The sequence below is a fragment of the Streptomyces sp. NPDC031265 genome (assembly GCF_055570295.1).
On record NZ_JBVIHM010000010.1, the window covers coordinates 145,261 to 162,799 of the forward strand.

The 17,539-nt window shown below is 70.6% G+C and carries 17 protein-coding genes; 11 read left to right on the top strand and 6 right to left on the bottom strand.

The window, feature by feature from the left end; genetic code table 11:
- Positions 1-72 precede the first annotated feature (72 nt).
- The 3 genes from ACZ499_RS17790 to ACZ499_RS17800 all read left to right on the top strand — a co-directional run bounded on the left by ACZ499_RS17790 (position 73) and on the right by ACZ499_RS17800 (position 5,272).
- Positions 73-1,410 carry an MFS transporter gene (locus ACZ499_RS17790; RefSeq protein ID WP_468675986.1) on the top strand — a complete coding sequence of 446 codons (1,338 nt, stop codon included), beginning with the start codon at positions 73-75 and terminating at the stop codon, positions 1,408-1,410.
- 282 nt (positions 1,411-1,692) lie between these two features.
- Complete coding sequence (cimA, locus tag ACZ499_RS17795) at positions 1,693-3,315, top strand: citramalate synthase (protein ID WP_468675988.1); 1,623 nt, start codon at positions 1,693-1,695, stop codon at positions 3,313-3,315.
- A 604-nt stretch (positions 3,316-3,919) separates the two neighbouring features.
- Positions 3,920-5,272, top strand: a complete 1,353-nt coding sequence (locus ACZ499_RS17800) for a hypothetical protein (protein ID WP_468675990.1) — start codon at positions 3,920-3,922, stop codon at positions 5,270-5,272.
- A 19-nt stretch (positions 5,273-5,291) separates the two neighbouring features.
- Here ACZ499_RS17800 and ACZ499_RS17805 read toward each other — a convergent pair whose 3' ends face one another.
- A complete protein-coding gene (locus tag ACZ499_RS17805) occupies positions 5,292-5,891 on the bottom strand; it encodes a YceI family protein (protein ID WP_468675991.1) in 600 nt (199 codons plus the stop codon).
- A 1,075-nt stretch (positions 5,892-6,966) separates the two neighbouring features.
- On the opposite strand from ACZ499_RS17805, the gene ACZ499_RS17810 reads away from it, so the two are divergent.
- Complete coding sequence (locus ACZ499_RS17810; protein ID WP_468675993.1) at positions 6,967-7,254, top strand: hypothetical protein; 288 nt, start codon at positions 6,967-6,969, stop codon at positions 7,252-7,254.
- A gap of 131 nt (positions 7,255-7,385) precedes the next feature.
- Here ACZ499_RS17810 and ACZ499_RS17815 read toward each other — a convergent pair whose 3' ends face one another.
- The 3 genes from ACZ499_RS17815 to ACZ499_RS17825 all read right to left on the bottom strand — a co-directional run bounded on the left by ACZ499_RS17815 (position 7,386) and on the right by ACZ499_RS17825 (position 9,567).
- Positions 7,386-7,592, bottom strand: a complete 207-nt coding sequence (locus ACZ499_RS17815) for a hypothetical protein (RefSeq protein ID WP_468675995.1) — start codon at positions 7,590-7,592, stop codon at positions 7,386-7,388.
- A 265-nt stretch (positions 7,593-7,857) separates the two neighbouring features.
- Positions 7,858-8,442 (bottom strand): HD domain-containing protein, encoded by a 585-nt coding sequence (locus tag ACZ499_RS17820; RefSeq protein WP_468675998.1) that lies wholly within the window; start codon positions 8,440-8,442, stop codon positions 7,858-7,860.
- A gap of 12 nt (positions 8,443-8,454) precedes the next feature.
- Complete coding sequence (locus ACZ499_RS17825) at positions 8,455-9,567, bottom strand: helix-turn-helix domain-containing protein (protein WP_468675999.1); 1,113 nt, start codon at positions 9,565-9,567, stop codon at positions 8,455-8,457.
- Between the two features lie 156 nt (positions 9,568-9,723).
- Between ACZ499_RS17825 and ACZ499_RS17830 the strand changes: the two genes are divergently transcribed.
- The 5 genes from ACZ499_RS17830 to ACZ499_RS17850 are packed head-to-tail and all read left to right on the top strand — an operon-like array spanning position 9,724 to position 11,689.
- Positions 9,724-10,188 (top strand): hypothetical protein, encoded by a 465-nt coding sequence (locus ACZ499_RS17830; protein WP_468676001.1) that lies wholly within the window; start codon positions 9,724-9,726, stop codon positions 10,186-10,188.
- Positions 10,185-10,745 carry a hypothetical protein gene (locus ACZ499_RS17835; protein ID WP_468676003.1) on the top strand — a complete coding sequence of 187 codons (561 nt, stop codon included), beginning with the start codon at positions 10,185-10,187 and terminating at the stop codon, positions 10,743-10,745. Before ACZ499_RS17830 ends, ACZ499_RS17835 begins: the two co-directional genes overlap by 4 nt.
- A gap of 17 nt (positions 10,746-10,762) precedes the next feature.
- The gene (locus ACZ499_RS17840) at positions 10,763-11,068 is read left to right on the top strand and encodes a hypothetical protein (protein ID WP_468676005.1); all 306 of its coding nucleotides are present in this window, start codon (positions 10,763-10,765) and stop codon (positions 11,066-11,068) included.
- The gene (locus ACZ499_RS17845) at positions 11,065-11,529 is read left to right on the top strand and encodes a glycine-rich domain-containing protein (protein WP_468676007.1); all 465 of its coding nucleotides are present in this window, start codon (positions 11,065-11,067) and stop codon (positions 11,527-11,529) included. Before ACZ499_RS17840 ends, ACZ499_RS17845 begins: the two co-directional genes overlap by 4 nt.
- A gap of 22 nt (positions 11,530-11,551) precedes the next feature.
- Positions 11,552-11,689 (top strand): hypothetical protein, encoded by a 138-nt coding sequence (locus ACZ499_RS17850; RefSeq protein ID WP_468676011.1) that lies wholly within the window; start codon positions 11,552-11,554, stop codon positions 11,687-11,689.
- 59 nt (positions 11,690-11,748) lie between these two features.
- Here the strand turns inward: ACZ499_RS17850 and ACZ499_RS17855 are convergent, their stop codons facing one another.
- Positions 11,749-11,991: an endonuclease domain-containing protein gene (locus tag ACZ499_RS17855; protein ID WP_468676013.1), complete on the bottom strand. Its 243-nt coding sequence runs from the start codon at positions 11,989-11,991 to the stop codon at positions 11,749-11,751.
- A 155-nt stretch (positions 11,992-12,146) separates the two neighbouring features.
- The gene (locus ACZ499_RS17860) at positions 12,147-13,490 is read right to left on the bottom strand and encodes a helix-turn-helix domain-containing protein (protein ID WP_468676015.1); all 1,344 of its coding nucleotides are present in this window, start codon (positions 13,488-13,490) and stop codon (positions 12,147-12,149) included.
- Between the two features lie 112 nt (positions 13,491-13,602).
- Here ACZ499_RS17860 and ACZ499_RS17865 point away from each other — a divergent pair, with 112 nt between their 5' ends.
- The gene (locus ACZ499_RS17865) at positions 13,603-14,955 is read left to right on the top strand and encodes a M64 family metallopeptidase (protein ID WP_468676017.1); all 1,353 of its coding nucleotides are present in this window, start codon (positions 13,603-13,605) and stop codon (positions 14,953-14,955) included.
- 164 nt (positions 14,956-15,119) lie between these two features.
- Positions 15,120-17,429 (top strand): polysaccharide lyase 8 family protein, encoded by a 2,310-nt coding sequence (locus ACZ499_RS17870; RefSeq protein WP_468676018.1) that lies wholly within the window; start codon positions 15,120-15,122, stop codon positions 17,427-17,429.
- Positions 17,430-17,539: the final 110 nt, after the last annotated feature.

The following is a 17,539-nucleotide window of genomic DNA, read 5'->3' on the forward strand; positions in this document are numbered from 1 at the left end:
TACGCAAGTACGCCTTATCGTTGCGTCCGCAACCCTTGTCGGCCGCATCGGCCTGGGCCACCGTGATCGTCCATGGGACGAGAGCAGTGGAAGAAGATCTGGGTCGGCTCGGCAGGGAACATGGTCGAGTGGTTCGACTGGTTCGTGTACGCCACCTTCGCGGTGTACTTCGCGGACGCGTTCTTCCCGAAGGGGAACGAGACCGCCAACCTCATGAACACGATGGGGATCTTCGCCGTCGGCTTCTTCATGCGGCCGGTGGGCGGCTGGCTGCTGGGCCGCATCGGCGACCGGCGCGGCCGCAAGGCGGCGCTGACCCTGACCGTCACCCTGATGTCCGCCTCGGCGATCCTGATCGCGGTGGCGCCGACGTACGGGGTGGCCGGTTACGGGGGAGTGGCGGTCCTGCTGGTCGCCCGGCTCCTGCAAGGCCTTTCGGTGGGCGGCGAGTACGCGGCGAGCGCCACCTATCTGACCGAGGCGTCCGACCCCCGCCGCCGGGGCTTCGCCTCCAGCTTCCAGTACGTGTCGATGACCGCGGGCCAGCTCGTCGGGCTCGGCCTCCTGATCATCCTGCAGCGCACGATGTCCGAGGACGCGCTGCACAGCTGGGGCTGGCGGATCCCCTTCATCGTGGGCGCGCTCGGCGCGGCGGTCGTCTTCTACCTCCGGCGCAACATGCTGGAGACCGAGGTGTACGAGGAGTCCGGCGCGGCGCGGGACGAGGACCGGGGCACGCTGAAGGCCCTGTGGCGCCACCGCAGGGAGGCGTTCCTGGTCATGGCTCTGACGATGGGCGGCACGGTCGCGTACTACACGTACACCACGTATCTGACGAAGTTCCTCTCCAAGAGCGCGGGCATGCCGAAGCCGACGGCGTCGCTGGTGTCGTTCTGCGCCCTGTTCGTGTTCATGTGCCTTCAGCCGCTGGCGGGCATGCTCTCCGACCGGATCGGCCGCCGTCCGCTGCTGATCACGTTCGCGGTCGGCTCGACGTTCCTGACCGTGCCGATCATGACGATGCTCAAGCACGCGGGCACGTTCTGGCCGGCCTTCGGCCTGTCGCTGCTCGCCCTGGTGGTGGTGACCGGCTACACCTCCATCAACGCGTGCGTGAAGGCGGAGCTGTTCCCGACCGGCATCCGCGCCCTGGGAGTGGCCCTCCCGTACGCCATCGCCAACGCCCTGTTCGGCGGTACGGCGGAATACGTGGCGCTCTGGTTCAAGAAGGCGGACATGGAGTCCGGCTTCTACTGGTACGTGGCGGGCTGCGCGGCGGTGTCGCTGGTGGTGTATCTGACGATGAGGGAGACGCGCACGATCGACCTGAACCGCGTCGGCCCGGTTCCTCCGGGTGGCGGGCAGCCGTCGCGGACGGCGGGACTGGCGGACGGCGTGCCCGCATCCTGAGACCACGCCACGCCCGCCGCGCGGTATATGGCAGACTGCGGACCGTGCTCGCTTTCATGATGATTATGGACAGCAGCGCGCCGGTCCGCAGTGACCGCTGAACCCGCGGCAAACCCCGCGGCAGCGGACATCGTGCCCCAGACCCGCGCGCAGACCCTTCGCACCCGCGAGGGGTTTTTTCGTTTCCCGGCCCACCACGGCCGGACGCGAGCCGCACGCGATGACGGGGGCAAGTGGAGCCAGAGAATCCGGAGCCACTCATCCGACAGGAGTCACCCCAGCATGACGGCCAACGAGGCACCTGAAGAGAGCCATCGCGTCGACGACACGTTCCACGTCTTCGACACCACGCTGCGCGACGGCGCCCAGCGCGAGGGCATCAACCTCACCGTCGCGGACAAGCTGACGATCGCCCGGCACCTGGACGACTTCGGGGTGGGGTTCATCGAGGGCGGCTGGCCCGGCGCCAACCCCCGCGACACGGAGTTCTTCGCCCGCGCCAAGCAGGAGATCGACTTCAAGAACGCCCAGCTGGTGGCGTTCGGGGCCACCCGCCGTCCGGGTGGCAGCGCGGCCACGGACCCGCAGGTCAAGGCGCTGCTCGCGTCCGGTGCGCCGGTGATCACGCTGGTCGCCAAGTCCCACGACCGCCATGTCGAGCTCGCCCTGCGCACCACGCTGGACGAGAACCTGGAGATGGTCCGGGACACGGTCTCCTACCTGCGGGAACAGGGCCGCCGGGTCTTCGTCGACTGCGAGCACTTCTTCGACGGGTACCGGGCCAACCCCGAGTACGCCAAGTCGGTCGTCCGGGCCGCGAGCGACTCCGGCGCCGACGTCGTGATCCTCTGCGACACCAACGGCGGCATGCTGCCCGCCCAGATCCAGGCCGTGGTCGCCACCGTCCTCGCCGACACCGGCACCCGGCTCGGCATCCACGCCCAGGACGACACGGGCTGCGCGGTCGCCAACACGCTCGCGGCCGTGGACGCGGGCGCGACGCACGTGCAGTGCACGGCCAACGGGTACGGCGAGCGGGTCGGCAACGCGAACCTGTTCCCGGTAGTCGCGGCCCTGGAGCTCAAGTACGGCATGAAGGTGCTGCCGGAGGGCGCGCTGCCCGAGATGACGCGCATCTCGCACGCGATCGCGGAGGTCGTGAACCTCACGCCCTCGACGCACCAGCCGTACGTAGGGGTCTCCGCCTTCGCCCACAAGGCGGGCCTGCACGCCTCGGCGATCAAGGTCGACCCGGACCTCTACCAGCACATCGACCCGGGCCTCGTCGGCAACCGCATCCGGATGCTGGTCTCCGACATGGCGGGCCGCGCCTCCATCGAGCTCAAGGGCAAGGAACTCGGCGTCGAACTCGGCGGCGACCGCGAGCTGGTCGGCCGGGTCGTCGCCCGGGTCAAGGAGCGCGAGCTCAAGGGCTACACGTACGAGGCGGCGGACGCCTCCTTCGAGCTCCTCCTGCGCGCCGAGGCCGAGGGCCGGGCCCGCAAGTACTTCCGCGTCGAGTCCTGGCGCGCCATCGTCGAGGACCGCCCCGACGGCACCCACGCCAACGAGGCGACGGTGAAGCTGTGGGCCAAGGGCGAGCGGATCGTGGCGACGGCGGAGGGCAACGGCCCCGTCAACGCGCTCGACCGGGCCCTGCGGGTCGGCCTGGAACGCATCTACCCCCAGCTGGCCAAGCTGGAACTGGTCGACTACAAGGTCCGCATCCTGGAGGGCCGCCACGGCTCGGACTCCACGACGCGGGTCCTGATCACGACGACGGACGGGGCGGGGGAGTGGGCCACGGTCGGAGTCGCGACGAACATCATCGGGGCGTCCTGGGGGGCGCTGGAGGATGCGTATACGTATGGGCTGCTCAGGGCTGGGGTGGAGCCGACGGAGTAACCCGGCCGGGCATTTCCCCCACCCCGCCCGTTCCCTGCTGTGACATCGTGCGGCTCCGCCGCGTGGCCCTCCGGCGGGCGGCCGGGTGGGGGTGAGGCGTGCTTGCTGGGGGCTGCGCCCCCAGACCCCGTTGCGGGGCTGCGCCCCGGGACCCCTTGCTCGTCTGCGAGCCGGTGGGGGCTGGTCGCGCAGTTCCCCGCGCCCCTTAGAAGCGGGGAACCGGAAGGTCCGCCCCTGACCCCGTCCCCCTAAGGGCGCGGGCAACTGCGCGGCCAGTCAGGGGCGGCCTGCAGAAGAACGTGTCCGGGGCGCGGCGCCGAAGCGGGGGCGGGGGCGCAGCCCAGGTAACCCGCCCGTCCTCGTGCCGGGGGCCGGGGTGGAGCGCGGAAGCGGGGGCGGGGGCGTAGCCCCAGCGGGGTACCGGGGGCGGAGCCCCCGCAAGCGGGGTGCAGGGGGCCGCAGGCCCCGCAATGGGGGTCCGGGGGCGTGGCCCCGGGAGAGCCGCCTCAGCCCCCACCCACCCCCGGAGGGTTCAGGGAACGGGCGGGGTGGGGGCCAAGGGAGGTTTGTCCGGTTCGTGGGGGACTCCGGTAGCGTCGGAGTCATGAGGTCCCGGGTTTTGTTCGCGCTCTCCGCCGCCGCACTCACCGCGCTGGCCACCGCCACCCCCATGGCGACGGCCGCCGCCCCCACCGCGTCCGGCGTCGCAGAAGTCGCCACCGCACTCAAGAAGGCGCCGGTGTACGTCGACCCCGGCGCCGCCGGGCAGCTGTCGGCCGCCCAGGCCGACGCGCTGGCCAAGAAGATCAAGGACGCCGACAAGCCGCTCTTCGTCGCCGTGCTGCCCGCGATCGCCGCGTTCCCGAAGGACACCCTCCTGCGGAACCTGCGCACGGACACCGGCGTCACCGGCCTGTACGCCGTCCGCCTCGGCGACGCCTTCAACGCCGGAGCCGACCGCAAGGTCATGTCGGCGCAGGCCGTCGACAACCTGAAGACCGCCGTACGCGCTCCCGGCACCGCCGCGGACGCGTCGACCCAGCTCAACGCGTTCGTCGACCAGGCCCTGCCCACGATGCGCGGCCACGCCCCTGCCTCCTGGGGCGGTGGCTCCGGCGACAGCAGCGGTGTCTCCGGCACCGCGCTCATCGTCACCGGCGCGGTCGTCGTCGCGGGCGGCGCCGGTGCGTACGCCCTGGTCCGGCGCAGCCGCAAGAAGAAGACCGAGGAGGAGCGGGCCGCGCTCCAGCGGCTCCAGGTGGTGGTCGACGAGGACATCACCGCGTTCGGCGAGGAGCTCGACCGGCTCGACTTCCACCCCGCCGAGGCGGGCGCCGACGATGCCATGCGCGCCGACTACGAGCGCGCCCTCGACTCGTACGAGACCGCGAAGACCCTGATGGCGGCGGCCCGGCACCCCGGTGACGTACGCGGGGTGACCCAGGCCCTGGAGGACGGGCGGTTCTCGCTCGCCACCCTTGCCGCCCGCCGCGAGCACCGGCCGCTGCCCGAGCGCCGCGCCCCCTGCTTCTTCGACCCGCGCCACGGCCCTTCGGTCGAGGACGCCGCCTGGTCCCCGGCCGGCGGCGCCCCGCGCCAGGTCCCGGTCTGCCCGGCGGACGCGACGCGCCTGCGGGACGGGCAGGACCCGCTGGTGCGCGAGGTCGACACGGACGGGGGCCGCCGTCCGTACTACGACGCGGGCCCGGCGTACGGCCCCTGGGCCGGCGGCTACTTCGGCGGCGGCATCCTCCCCGGCCTGCTCATGGGCACGATGCTCGGCTCGATGCTCTCCACACCGGCCTACGCGGCCGACTACGGCGGCGCCGACTTCGCGGGCCAGAGCTACGACGGCGGCGACGTCTCGGGCTCCGACTTCAACCCGTCCGACTTCGGCGGCGGCTGGGGCGGCGGTGGCGGTGACGGCGGCGGGTTCGACGGGGGTGGCGGCTGGTAGGGGCGGCGGGGGGCCGCGGTTACGCGGCCTTGATCGCCGAGATGTCGAAGGTCAGCTTGACCTTGTCGCTGACGACGACGCCACCGGTCTCCAGTGCGGCGTTCCAGGTCAGGCCCCACTCGGAGCGCAGGATGTCGGCGCTGCCCTCGAAGCCGACGCGCTGGTTGCCGTAGGGGTCGGTGGCCGAGCCGTTGAACTCCAGGTCGATGGCGAGCGGCTTGGTGACGTCCTTGATGGTGAGGTCGCCGACGATCCGGTACTTGTCGCCGCCGAGCTGCTGGGCCTCGGTGGAGCGGAAGGTCATCAGCGGGAACTGCTCGGCGTCGAAGAAGTCGCCGCTGCGCAGGTGGTTGTCGCGGTCGCCGATGCCGGTGTCGACGGAGGCGATCTTCACGTCGATGACGGCGGCGGAGGCGGCGGGGTCGGTGCCGTCGAGGGTGAGGGTGCCCTCGTGCTCGGCGAACGAGCCGCGGACGTTGGTGACCATGGCGTGGCGCACGGTGAAGCCGATGCTGCTGTGGGCAGGGTCGATGCTGTACGTGCCGGTCAGGGCTGCGAGGGCGGGGTCGACGGGGGTGGTGGTGGTCGTGCTGTCGCTCTTGCGGGCGAAGATTCCCATGGCTGCTGCTCCTTCGAGGCGATCGGTTGAATGTTCAACAAGGGCAACCCTAGACCTATTCCGTTCAAGTTTCAACAACTAGTTTCGGGCGTGCCGGGGGGCGGCCCACGGCCCGAGGTCTGCGGCGAAGCTCCCGGGAAAACCCCTCCCTCCCGCCTCAGCCCACTCCCACCCCGGAGGGTTCAAGGAAAGGGGCAGGCCTGATGCCCGTCTTTCCTGCGCCTGCCCCTGACCGGAGTCAGGGTGCGGCTGCAGCCGCTCGGGACGTCCTGAGGGAACTGGAGCAGGAACCGCGCCGCCGGGCGAAGGTCCTCAAGTCGCTTCCGCGCACCGTCTGCCCTGAGTCGGGGGCGACGACCCGCGCATCGCCTCCTCCGCGTTCGCCGGCTCGGCCGGCGCCGAACGGGTTGCCGCAGGCGCCCGGGTGATGCGAGAGGAGTACGTGAACATCACCGGCCCCGCCGTCGGCGAAGGCCCGAACCAGGCTGTCGGAGTGGACATCTTCGGCGAGATCCTCAAAGTGGTCGGCGCGGACGAGGGCCAGGCGTGGAACGAGCGGATCGCCACCCGCTTCGCCGAGCTGCGGCCCGACATCTACGGCGAATGGAAGGTCGAGAACACCACGTCCGTGTTCAAGCCGCAGGGCGTCGAGACGACCAGGTGCGGGCACCCCCGACGAGGGCGAGGGCAGGAGCCCGGCGTGGCGTCGAGCGGGCCGACGTCGTCGCAGCCGTCACCTGCCGTGACGCCAAGACGGCCGCGACCTGAGCCAGCACGCCTGCTAGGCCCAGCGCCTGCCCCGGATGCGAACACGTGCTTCAGGCGCCCGCTAGCACCGGACGCGCCTCATGAGGCATCTGTGGAATCCGGATCTCCGCTGTGTGCGGGGCGCTCGCTGAGCGGCACGCTTCGAACGCTACGCGCCAGAAGCGTCACAACCCCCGTTAAGCACCACGCACTGAGCTCCAATGCATCCACATGCGCAAGCCTCTTGGGAGAAGCCATGAGTAATCCGTACCAGCCCACCGGCCAAAGCCCGTTCATCAACTCTCCACTGCCTGGACATCGACCCAGGATGTTCAGCTCCACCCTCGCCAAGGTCATCTGGACTCTGGTGCCTGTCGTGACCGTCGGCCTCGGGGCGGCGATTCCGTTCGTCGTTGCGGCCGTCAAAGGGTTGGTCAGGCCTTGGATTGCGATCGCCTACGTCGCGGTCGAGGTGGTCCTCTTCGGTATCAGCACAGTCGTCGTGGGACCCGACCAGGAGAGCCCGTTCGTGGGGTTCCTCCTTGTGCTTCTGATGGCCACGTCAGCGACTCACACTTCCCTGCTCGACAACGACAGGGTCACCCTGGGCAAGTAGCCGCGCCAGACAGCCGAGACGGGCTCCGGCGCTCGCGCCTCCACGACGCGTAGCGCTTCGCCCGCGTTGACGGTGCTCGATGGCAACGAGGCGCCCTATGTCCATCAGGTTGGGGCGCTGCCGTCCCATGGCTACGGCAGGTTCTTGGCGGCGGTCTCGTACTCCCCGGCTTGTGCGGGTGTCAGGTAGTGGCTGACGCGGATGATGGCGGTGTCGTAGTCGTATTCGGCGAGGGCCGCCATGCCTTCGGTGACGGCCAGGGTGGTTCGCGAGCCAGGATGGTCCGTAACCCCGTCGCTGTAGCGAGGTCTCTCGTGCCTACGGGATGCCGTAGCCAATTCAAGCTGAGTTCAAGACCCAACCCGACTCCTAGGAGGTCGTTTACTCGGCGTCCGGTCTGTCGGCTGCACTGGGCAGCCGTAGGCTCGTACTTGGCATGCGACGGGGCGTCGGTCCGTAACCAGTCTGGCCGCAGATTTCGCAATCAGAGGCGATCACGCCTTACAACTGCTCTACGGAAATCTGGCGGCTGGTGATCGACCGGAGATCACGGAGGCGTCTCTGCCCACCCCAGGCGGGGAGAGACGCTATCCCATGTCAGAGTCAGCTGTTCATCTCCCCGAGCGCCGTGCGTAGCCAGTCGAGGGAGTTCTGGTTCAGTAGCTCGTCCGCCAGGCGGATCGCCGTGTCGGTGACGAGGCGGCCGCGGCTGTTGTCGATCCAGCGCTGGGCGTGCTCGTAGCCCTGCGCCCGGTATTCGATGCCCTGGAGCATGCACTCCAGCTTGTCGGCGTCGCGGGCGCAGACCGCTTCGGGGGACTCCTTCGCCTCGTACTCGTTGACGAGCTCGCGTACCGCTGTGGCCAGCACCTCGGGCATGCCTGCTGTCTGGTCAACCGTCACCGCCCGAGGATCTGCGGCGCCTGCCGAGTACTTCTTGCCGAGATAGTTGACGTCCCCGGTGCGCGTCTCCTGCGTGTCATGCCACACCGCCAGGAATGCCGCGCGCGCCGGGTCGGCGCCTTCCAGCTTCGCAATGATCGTGGCGATGAGGGAGGTGCGCCAGGAGTGCTCGGCGACGCTCTCCGGGTCACGGACGCCGGCCATCCACCATCCCGTGCGCCGCGCCTGCTTGAGCGTGCCCGCCTCGTACAGGAAGTGCGCCACCGCGGACAGGTCATCAGCCACGTCCGTCTCCTCTCACGCCTCTGCCAGGCGGATCGCGTACCGGATGCTCTCCAGCTCTCGGCGTGTACGGACCGAAAGCCCGGAACTATCCAACATCACTGGCAGGCGGTCGCGTAGAGCCCGTAGGGCCGCGCTGTCCCGCAACAGGGCGGGGCGGGCAGCGATCAGCGCCCAGAGGGTGTGGACGTTGAGGGCGAAGAAGCCGTGGAGCGGGGTGAGTCCACGCACGAGATGGCCCATGAGCCGGTCGCCCTGCCATGGGCCGACGTGGTCGGCAATGAAGTCGTCGGAGAGCTGGACGTGGGGTGCCTCACCCAGCCAGTACGCCCAGTAGTTGAGGTTCGCGGCCTCGCCCGCGTCGTCAGCCAGGGTGCGGCTGACGAAGTGCTCCATGCGGTCCCCGTCTCCTTGGCGCGCGGCAACAGCGGCGACGGAGCGGCTGTTGAGCCAGCAGCGGAGCCAGTCGTCTGGGCGTTCGGTCTGCTGCTGTCGGGTCAGCCACTCGGCGGTGTCGGACTGGTCGTCGTAGCCGGCGAGATAGAGGGCCTGGCGGCGGAGGAGGAAGTTGCGGGGTCCTCGGGCCCGTTCGGCCGCCTCACGCATCCGGTCGAAGAACAGCGTGCGTTCGATCGTACTGAGGACGGGACCGCTGGGTACCGGCCCGCGCCTCGGGCGTTTGGGCTCTGGCATGTTACGGAGCGGTTCGGGGGCCACGCCGTTGAGCGGCCAGGCCAGGACTTCGACGAGGTCACGTTGCATCACCCAGGCGCCGAGCGGATTGACTTCCACCGGGGTGGCGCGGTCGTCCAGGGCGCTGGCCAGGAGGACGTCGGCTTCCATGGCCCGCTCAAGCGCCAGCATCAGGGCCGGGGTTGCTCCCCGCCTCATGAGGCGATGCCGGTGGCCGAGCATCTGCCCGACCGGCAGGGCAGTCAGCGGACGGCGCGCGGATTCCCATCCGGCGATGGTGTCGAGGGAGACCCCGAATTCCTCGGCGAGGGCTTCCTGGGTACAGCTGAGGGACTCGCGGATCGTGCGAAATACATAGCCGGAGATGATGCCGCCCCGCGCTCGGGGCGCGCTGCCCTTACTGCCGGTCGTGGTTGTGACCGGGGTGTCTCTCATGACGACCCCTTCTACCGGTCTCAGAGGCCGCTTACCCGTACTCGGAGTCACTTCTGGCACCCCCCTTGGGCTCCATACCGTCGGTGGTGCAGCGATGACCAGGCAACTCAGCGTAGTAGGAAGGGTGTTGCCATGAACGGCGGATCACCGACCCGGGTGAGTATCGAGGAACGGACCGTCACCGATGCAGGGCCCGAGGGCCAGGTGCGGTACCGACAATCCGAGGTCTGCAAGGAGTCGAATGCTGAGGGGCCGGACGGTAGGGCGTGGGTGTCCGCGCAGTTCGCCCGAGCCCACGTGGCTATGGGCGGCGGCTATCTCGGCCTGTACGCCTGCGTCTCCGACAGTCGCAAACCGGACGCCGTGCTCGATAAGCTACGCAAGTATGCCACTGCCCAGCAGGGGACCGTGACGGTTGTGGTGTACGACGTGGGACCGCTGGACCGTGCGAAGGACAAGCGGATCCGCCTCCCCCGCGCCCTGCGGCTGCTGGAGGACGGGAGGATCCAGGGTCTGTGGACCCCCTCAGCGGCACACCTCGCCGTTGCCGCCCCGCTCCGCGAGCCCGCCGCCGTTGTGTTCATCCGCTTCGTCCAGCTGGCTGAGGCGGTATCGCCGTGATCAAGCAAACCGCCTACAGCAGGGCCGTCTCCGACTGGCTCGCCGAGGCTCACCCCAACCCCGCGCAGGCGAAGGCTGAGTGGGGCGACCCCCGCAGGGGACACCTCGCCCTCATCCCCACCGGGCGGACGTTCGACACCGTCCGCGTCTCCGCGGGGATCGTCCATGCGACCGTCGACGCCGAGGATGAAGCGAGCGTGGCCGCGTTCCTCAGCGCCCTCGTAGACGGGCCCGTCATCCACGACGCATACTCCAGCGCCGGCGCGTACTACTTCCTCGTACCGCTCGGTTCCTGCGCCCACCACCTTGCCGACGCCGCTCAGCTCCTTGCCCCAGGCACCACCTGGCTCGGCGTCCCGGAGCCGACCCGCACCGCCCGGCCCGGCGCCTACTGGGTCCTTCCGCCCCGCCAGCGCGACGACCTGTGCATCCCCGGCTACGTGGACCAGCTCATCCAGGCCGGCCGCAGGAAGCTTGCCGAGCCTCCAGTAGCCGGACCGGGCATGGAGGGGGGCGTGCAGGAATGCCGCGAGCCCCAGGAAGGCGGCATCCATTGAGGTCCGCCTCGCTCGGCGTGTCTGCCGGGACGGGCCTGGAGATGCCGCTGCCCCGGCTCATCGCGCTCGACGAGACCATCTCCCCCGCCCAGCTGGTCATCGTGATGGACGGCGGGTTCGTCGGTGTCGACAAAGCCGCCCACACCGACCTGCCCCTGCCGGTCCTCGTCGGCGGCATGTCCGACCTGGAGCGCTGGCACATTCCCATGCCGTCCACCCCGACGGCCCCCCTGACGCCCCGCCCCGGCCGGACTCCCTGGCAGGACCGCGGCCGGGGCGGGGGCCCTGTACCTCCACTCGACGAACGGAGGCACCACCCATGACTACCCTGATCGACGCCCGCGAACTGCTCGGTGGCGACGTCCACAGCAGCGTTATGCGCACCATCCTCGATGCCAACCCGGACATGGATCCGGGCATGGCCGAACGCATCACCGGCCAGGCCGTCGGCTTCGTCGTCGCCTGCGCCCAGAATCCCGACGAGCCGATGGCCCCCTCGCGGGTCGTCGACGAGGGCCGGCACGCCTTACTGCTCCACTCGTTCGCGTACATGGAGCTGTGCGGCCGGTTCGGGCAGTTCGTGCACCACTTCCCCGGGTACGACCCCACTCACTACGACCCGCAGATCCTGGACCGCACCCGCGGCCTGATGGAAGAGGTCGGCGCCGTCGTCGAAGCGGACCTGTGGCGCGGACCGGACGACGAACTCGTGGACGTGATGGCGAAGTGCCAGCATGCACCTGACTGCGCGATCCGCCCCATGCCGAAACCGGAATGGCCCTAACCTGATCCGTCAGGAGGCAGCCATGGCAGAGGAACCACGCCGGGAATGGACTGACCCGAGGTACGCGGAGCTCGTCGCCATCTGGGAGCGGGCTCGGGAGGAACCTCTGGCCACCCAACCCACTCGCGGCTTCATCACCCCGGAGGCCAAGCAGCAGTGACACAGGGTCCCCGGACGTATTCGCATGCCGGCGGCCGGGGACCCTGCGCGTCAGGTGTGTCACCAGAGGCCCGGACGTCCGGAACAGCGGTGAGCGTCCTCGATCAAGTCGGGGCCGTAAGGATAGCGTTCGCGCCCGTCGTCGTGGTGGCGTAGCCGTCCGTTGTGGTGCCCGCAGAGCGGCCCTCGGAGGAAGCCGTGGATGTGGCAGTGGTCCCACACCATCGCGTTGACTGTCAGGTGCATGCTGCCGTCGCACTTATTAGTGCAGCGCCCCGGTGCCCCCACCCTTCGAAGGCGCACGGGTACAACGCGCGTTGCTTCCGTCGGCTGAGCTCGGAGGCGCGGCGGCGGACGCGTACCCGCGCAGCACCATGCGGGCCGCCGTCGTCTCGGGCGAGGTGTGCCTTGCGAGTCGATGGGCGGTCCGGACCGCGGCCAGGGCGCGCTCGATGGCCCTAATACCGCGGCGGTACCGGCGCGGGCCCCAGCGTCGTGGTCCCCGGCGCCGCCCGGTGCCCCAGGCCCGTGCGGTACGCGTCCAGCGCCGCCTCGGTGCGCCCCGTACGGCGCAGCAGGTCGCCGAGGAGGCGGCACAGGTCCGCCAGGTCGCCCGTCGCGCCGCTGCGCTCCAGCAGGCCGAGGGCCGTGACGTAGTGCTCCTCCGCTGCCTCCAGGTCGCCGCTCTCCTCGCGGATCAGGCCGAGGAGGCGGTGTGCGCCGCCCGCGTGGACCGCGCCGTGCCGGTCGCCCAGCTCCGGCGCCGGGTCGACGAGCGGGGTGAGCAGCGAGGCCGCCTCGGTGTGGCGGCCCAGGCGGCGCAGGACGTCGGCCAGTTCGACCTCGACCTGGCAGGTGAAGAGCGCGGCCCGCTTGGCGGCCAGCATGTCGCGGGCCGTACGCAACTCCCGTTCGGCCGCGATCAGTTCGCCGTCCTGGGCGTATACGTAACCCCGCATCCAGTGGCAGTGCGCCAGGTCGGTGCGCAGGCGCAGCTGGCGGTAGACCGACTGGGCCTTGGCGAGTGACGCGTCGGCGTCGGCCGTGCGGCCCTCGGCCAGGAAGGTGCGGGCGACCTGGCGGTGCATGCCCGCCACCAGCGCCGGGTCGGAGACCTGTGGCGCGAGGGCCAGCGCCAGTTCGGCGGCGTGCGCGGCGCGCGCCTGGGCGCCCATGTCCAGGTACGGGCCGATGACCGCCGAGTAGAGCAGGACCAGTGACTCCGGGTCGTTGAGGCCGCTCGTGCCGAGTTCGTCGATGGTCGATTCGAGGAGGTAGCAGGCGTAGCGGAGCTCGCCCGCCAGGACGTGGGCGATCGCCCGGCCCCGGATCGCGCGCGTCCGGCGCGGCAGCGGCTCGCCCACCTGCTGGCGCTCCGACGCCTCGAAGTGCCGTATGGCGTCGGCCAGTTCGCCGGTCTCCAGGGCGCAGTCACCCAGGCCCAGGAGGGCCTCCGCCTGTTCGGGGAGCAGGTCGTGCAGCTCGGCCTCGGTCAGCAGCTGGCGGTAGCGTACGGCCGCCTCCTCGGCGTCGCCGGTCGCCAGGAGCTGCTGGGCGTCGGTGAGTCCCAGGCGCAGCTCGGTCGCCAGGTGAGCGGGGCGCCCGGTGGCCAGTTCCTCGTACGTGGTGCCCAGGCGCTCGGCGAGGTGGCGCAGCGCCGCCTCGGAGGGCCTGACCTTGCCGGACTCCAGGGTCGACACATAGGCCGGGGTGTAGGCGGGCTCGGCCAACTGACGCTGGGTGAGTCCCCGTTCGGCGCGCAGCCGCTGCACCCGGCGGCCGATCACGGCAGGTTCGTCCATCGTGTCTCCCTCGTCCCAGGGCATTGCGCATGCCCCGTGCGCCCCCTAACTTAAGCGAGCCGTTCAACATATTTATCCGACTGCTTAACTTCCGTTACTGGGGGAGGAATCCATGCGCTCAGCCTTGCGTCTGCGCAGAACCATAGCGGCGGCCGGACTCACCGCGTCCGTCGTTGCCGCGCTCCTGTCCGTGCCCGCCTCGGCCGCCGACGCCCCGGCTCCCCGGCCGCGCGTCGAGGTCGAGATACCCGGGCCCGAGGAGGGCGGCGAGGCCGGGTCCGGGCACGTGCGCGTTCCGGCCGCGGGCGTGAGCCGCCCCGCTGCCCGGCTCTTCGGGCGGGCCGCGGACGCCGACGGCGACGTCAGCGAGATCGTCGACAACGGCCCCAGCGCCGACCGCCTCGACGTCGTCATCGTCGGGGACGGGTACACCGTCGACCAGTTGGCGAAGTTCCACGCCGACGCCAAGGAGAAGTGGGGCGAGGTGACCGGCGTCGAGCCGTACACCACGTACCAGAACCTCTTCAACGTATGGACCGTCGACGCCGTCTCGGCGCAGTCGGGCGTCTCCGGCGACCCCGCCCAGGGCGATGTCAAGAACACCGCGCTCGGCGCCTACTTCTGGTGCGACGGCATCGAGCGGCTGCTCTGCATCGACCAGGACAAGGTCGACTCCTACGTCGCCAAGGCCCCGCAGGCCGACCTGGTGATCGTGCTGGCCAACAGCACCAAGTACGGCGGCGCCGGATACAACGAGCCCAGCCAGAAGCTCGGTTACGAGGGGATCTCCACCGCGTCGGCCGGCAACGCCAAGTCCGGCCAGGTCGCCATCCACGAGACCGGCCACTCGCTGGGCAAGCTCGCGGACGAGTACTTCTACCCGGGCACGCCCGGCTACGAGCACTACTCCGGGCCCGAGGCCGCCCAGTCCAACATCTCGGTGCTGAGCGCCGACCAGATGGCCGCGCAGCGGACCAAGTGGTACCGGTGGCTGGGGGAGACCTCGCCCGACGGCGGCACGGTGGGTGCGTACGAAGGCGGCGGCTACTACGTCACCGGGCTCTTCCGCCCCACCGACAACTCGATCATGCGCATCCTCGGCAAGCCCTTCAGCCTGCCCGGGCGCGAGGCGATGATCGCCGGGTTCTACCGGCACGCCTCGATCGCCACGGCCGGCGTGCCGACCGCGCAGACCCTGCGCGCCCACGACCGGGCGCGGGTGACCGTGCCCCGGCTGGCGGGCGCGGACGTCAGGCAGCCGAGGATCCGCTGGTACCTGGACGGCCGCGAGCTCACCCGGTTCGAGGGGCGCACCTGGGTCGGTGTCGCGCAGGCCATCATCTCGCCGTGGGACCGGCGGACGCATCAGCTGAAGGTGACGGTGACCGACCCGACGAAGTCGGTGCGGGATCCGCAGATCGCGGCCGGGCTCAGCGACTCTGTCACGTGGAGCGTGCGGCGTTGAGTGAGTAACCAGATCGTGTAAGCGCTTTCTGTTCGGCGTGCCCAGGGCATTGAACGCCCCGGGCACGCCGTGCTACACCAACGGCAGCGGTCTACACCACTTCCCTCCGGGAGTTCCCTGTGTCCTTGCTGCCCCCGTGGTCCCGTCGCACGTTCCTCACCGTCGTGGGGGCAAACGCTCTCGCCCTGGCCGCGGTTCCCGAAGCGTCCGCCGCCGATGAGTCCGCCGCCGATGAGTTCGCCGTGCTGCGCGGGCGCTGGCGCGACCTCTCGCTCGGCACCGGCTTCGACCCGGGCGCCGAGCCGTACGCCTCCCGGCTCAAGGAGACCGGCGACCGCGCCCGGGCCTTCCGGGCCTCGATGGCCCCGGCCGACCGCTCGCTCTGGCCGGACTGCCCGTTCGACCCGCCCGCCGGGATCACCCAGAGCTACGACCGGCTGTGGACCATGGCCCAGGCCTTCCTCCAGCCCGCCACCGGCCTCACCGGCGACACGGGCCTACTCGGCGCTGTCGTCGCCGGTCTCGACCACCTGGCGGCGAAGGTCTACAACCCGTCCACCACACGCTACGGCAACTGGTGGGAGTGGCAGATCGGCAGCCCCCGGCTGCTCACCGACCTGGTCAACGCGCTCTACGAGCACCTGGACGAGGACCGGATCCAGGCCGCCTGCGCCGCCGTCGACCACTTCGTTCCCGACTCCGCGCTCGCCGACTACTCGGGCACCTCCACCGGCGCCAACCGCGTCGACCTGTGCCGCTCGGTCGCGGTGCGCGGGGCCCTCGGCCGCACCCCCGCCAAGCTCGCGCTCGCCCGCGACGCCCTGTCGCCGGTCTTCCCGTACGTCACCAAGGGCGACGGCCTCTACGCCGACGGATCGTTCATCCAGCACACGTCCATCGCCTACTCCGGTACGTACGGACAGGTCATGCTCGACGGGCTCGGGCGGCTCTTCACGCTGCTCGCCGGGACGAGCTGGGCCGTCACCGACCCCGGCCGGCAGATCATCCTCGACAGCGTGGAGCGCGCGTACGCACCGCTGATCCACAACGGGCTGGTCATGGACAGCGTCAACGGGCGTGCGGTGAGCCGGGGTTATCTGCTGTCGGACGATCTGCACGTGATGCGCGGTGACCACTTCCACGGGCAGGGGATCATCGCCGCCGTCGCGGTCCTCGCGGGCGGCGCCTCCGAGGCCGAGCGGACCCGGTGGCAGGGCATGATCAAGGGCTGGATCGAGCGGGATCCGACCCATCCCGCCCTGACCGCCCGCCAATTCGGGGTCGCGGACCTGGCCCGGCTCCAGGCGGTCGTCGAGTCACCCGTGGCCGCCGCGCCCGAGCCGGTCGGGCACACCCTCTTCGCCGCCATGGACCGCGCCGTCCACCGCCGCCCCTCCTGGACCGCCAACATCGCCATGGCCTCGGAGCGGATCGCGTACTACGAGTGCGGCAACGGCGAGAACCCGCGCGGCTGGCACACCGGCGCCGGAATGCTCTACTGGTGGCCGGGGGAGCAGGGCAACGACCAGTACACGGACTGGTTCTGGCCGACCGTGGACCCGTACCGGCTGCCGGGGACCACCGTGTCCACCAAGCGGCTGGCGGACCGGGCGGGCGGCGAGTGGGGCGAGGCCAAGCCCGCCGTCAAGTGGGTGGGCGGGGCGAGCGACGGGGAGTTCGGGGCCGTCGGCCAGCACGTGAAGGGGCTCGGCTCGACCCTGGAGGCCCGCAAGTCCTGGTTCTGCACGGCCGGGACCGTCATCTGCCTCGGCGCCGGGATCACCGCCGTCGACGGCGTCCGGGTAGAGACGGTCGTCGACAACCGCAACCTCGGCGGGGCCGGAACCGGCCGGTTCACCCTCGACACCGCCGCCCGCCCCCGCTGGGCGCACCTGGAAGGCCACGGCGGCTGGGTCTTCCCCGGCGGCACCACCGCGCTGCACACCCTGCGCGAGGCCAGGACCGGGGCGTGGAGCGACATCAACACCACGAGCTCGACCGAGCGGCGCACCCGCGCCTATCAGACGCTGTGGCTGGACCACGGGACCGACCCGGTGGGCGCCTCGTACAGCTACCAGCTGATGCCGGGCGCCTCGCGGCAGACGGTCGCGGCCCGTGCCGCCGACGCCGGCTGGCTGTCGGTCCTCGCCGACACGGCCGCCTGCCAGGCCGTGTCCGTGCCCTCCCTCGACCTGCTGTGCGCCAACTTCTGGCAGGCCGGCAGCGCGGGCCCGCTGGCGGTCTCCGCGTCGGCGAGCGTCCTCGTACGGAGTAAAGGGGCGACGGCCACGCTCCGGGTCAGCGAGCCGCCGCGCACCGGACAGCCTTTCGAGGTGACCTGGAACCGTCCCGTACGACGGGTGACCAGCGCCGATTCCGCGGTCGAGGTCCTTGCCGCCGGCAAGGCGCTGCGGCTGCGGATCACACCGGGCACGGCGGGCGCGAGCCACCGCTGTGACGTGGCTCTCATCTGATGGCGTTGTTGGACCTCCACAAAGCGGGATGGCCTTGAGCTGGTACTTCGCCTGCATCGTGAGATTGTTCTGTTCAGGGCCACCAGGAAAACGGTCCGGACACTGTACGG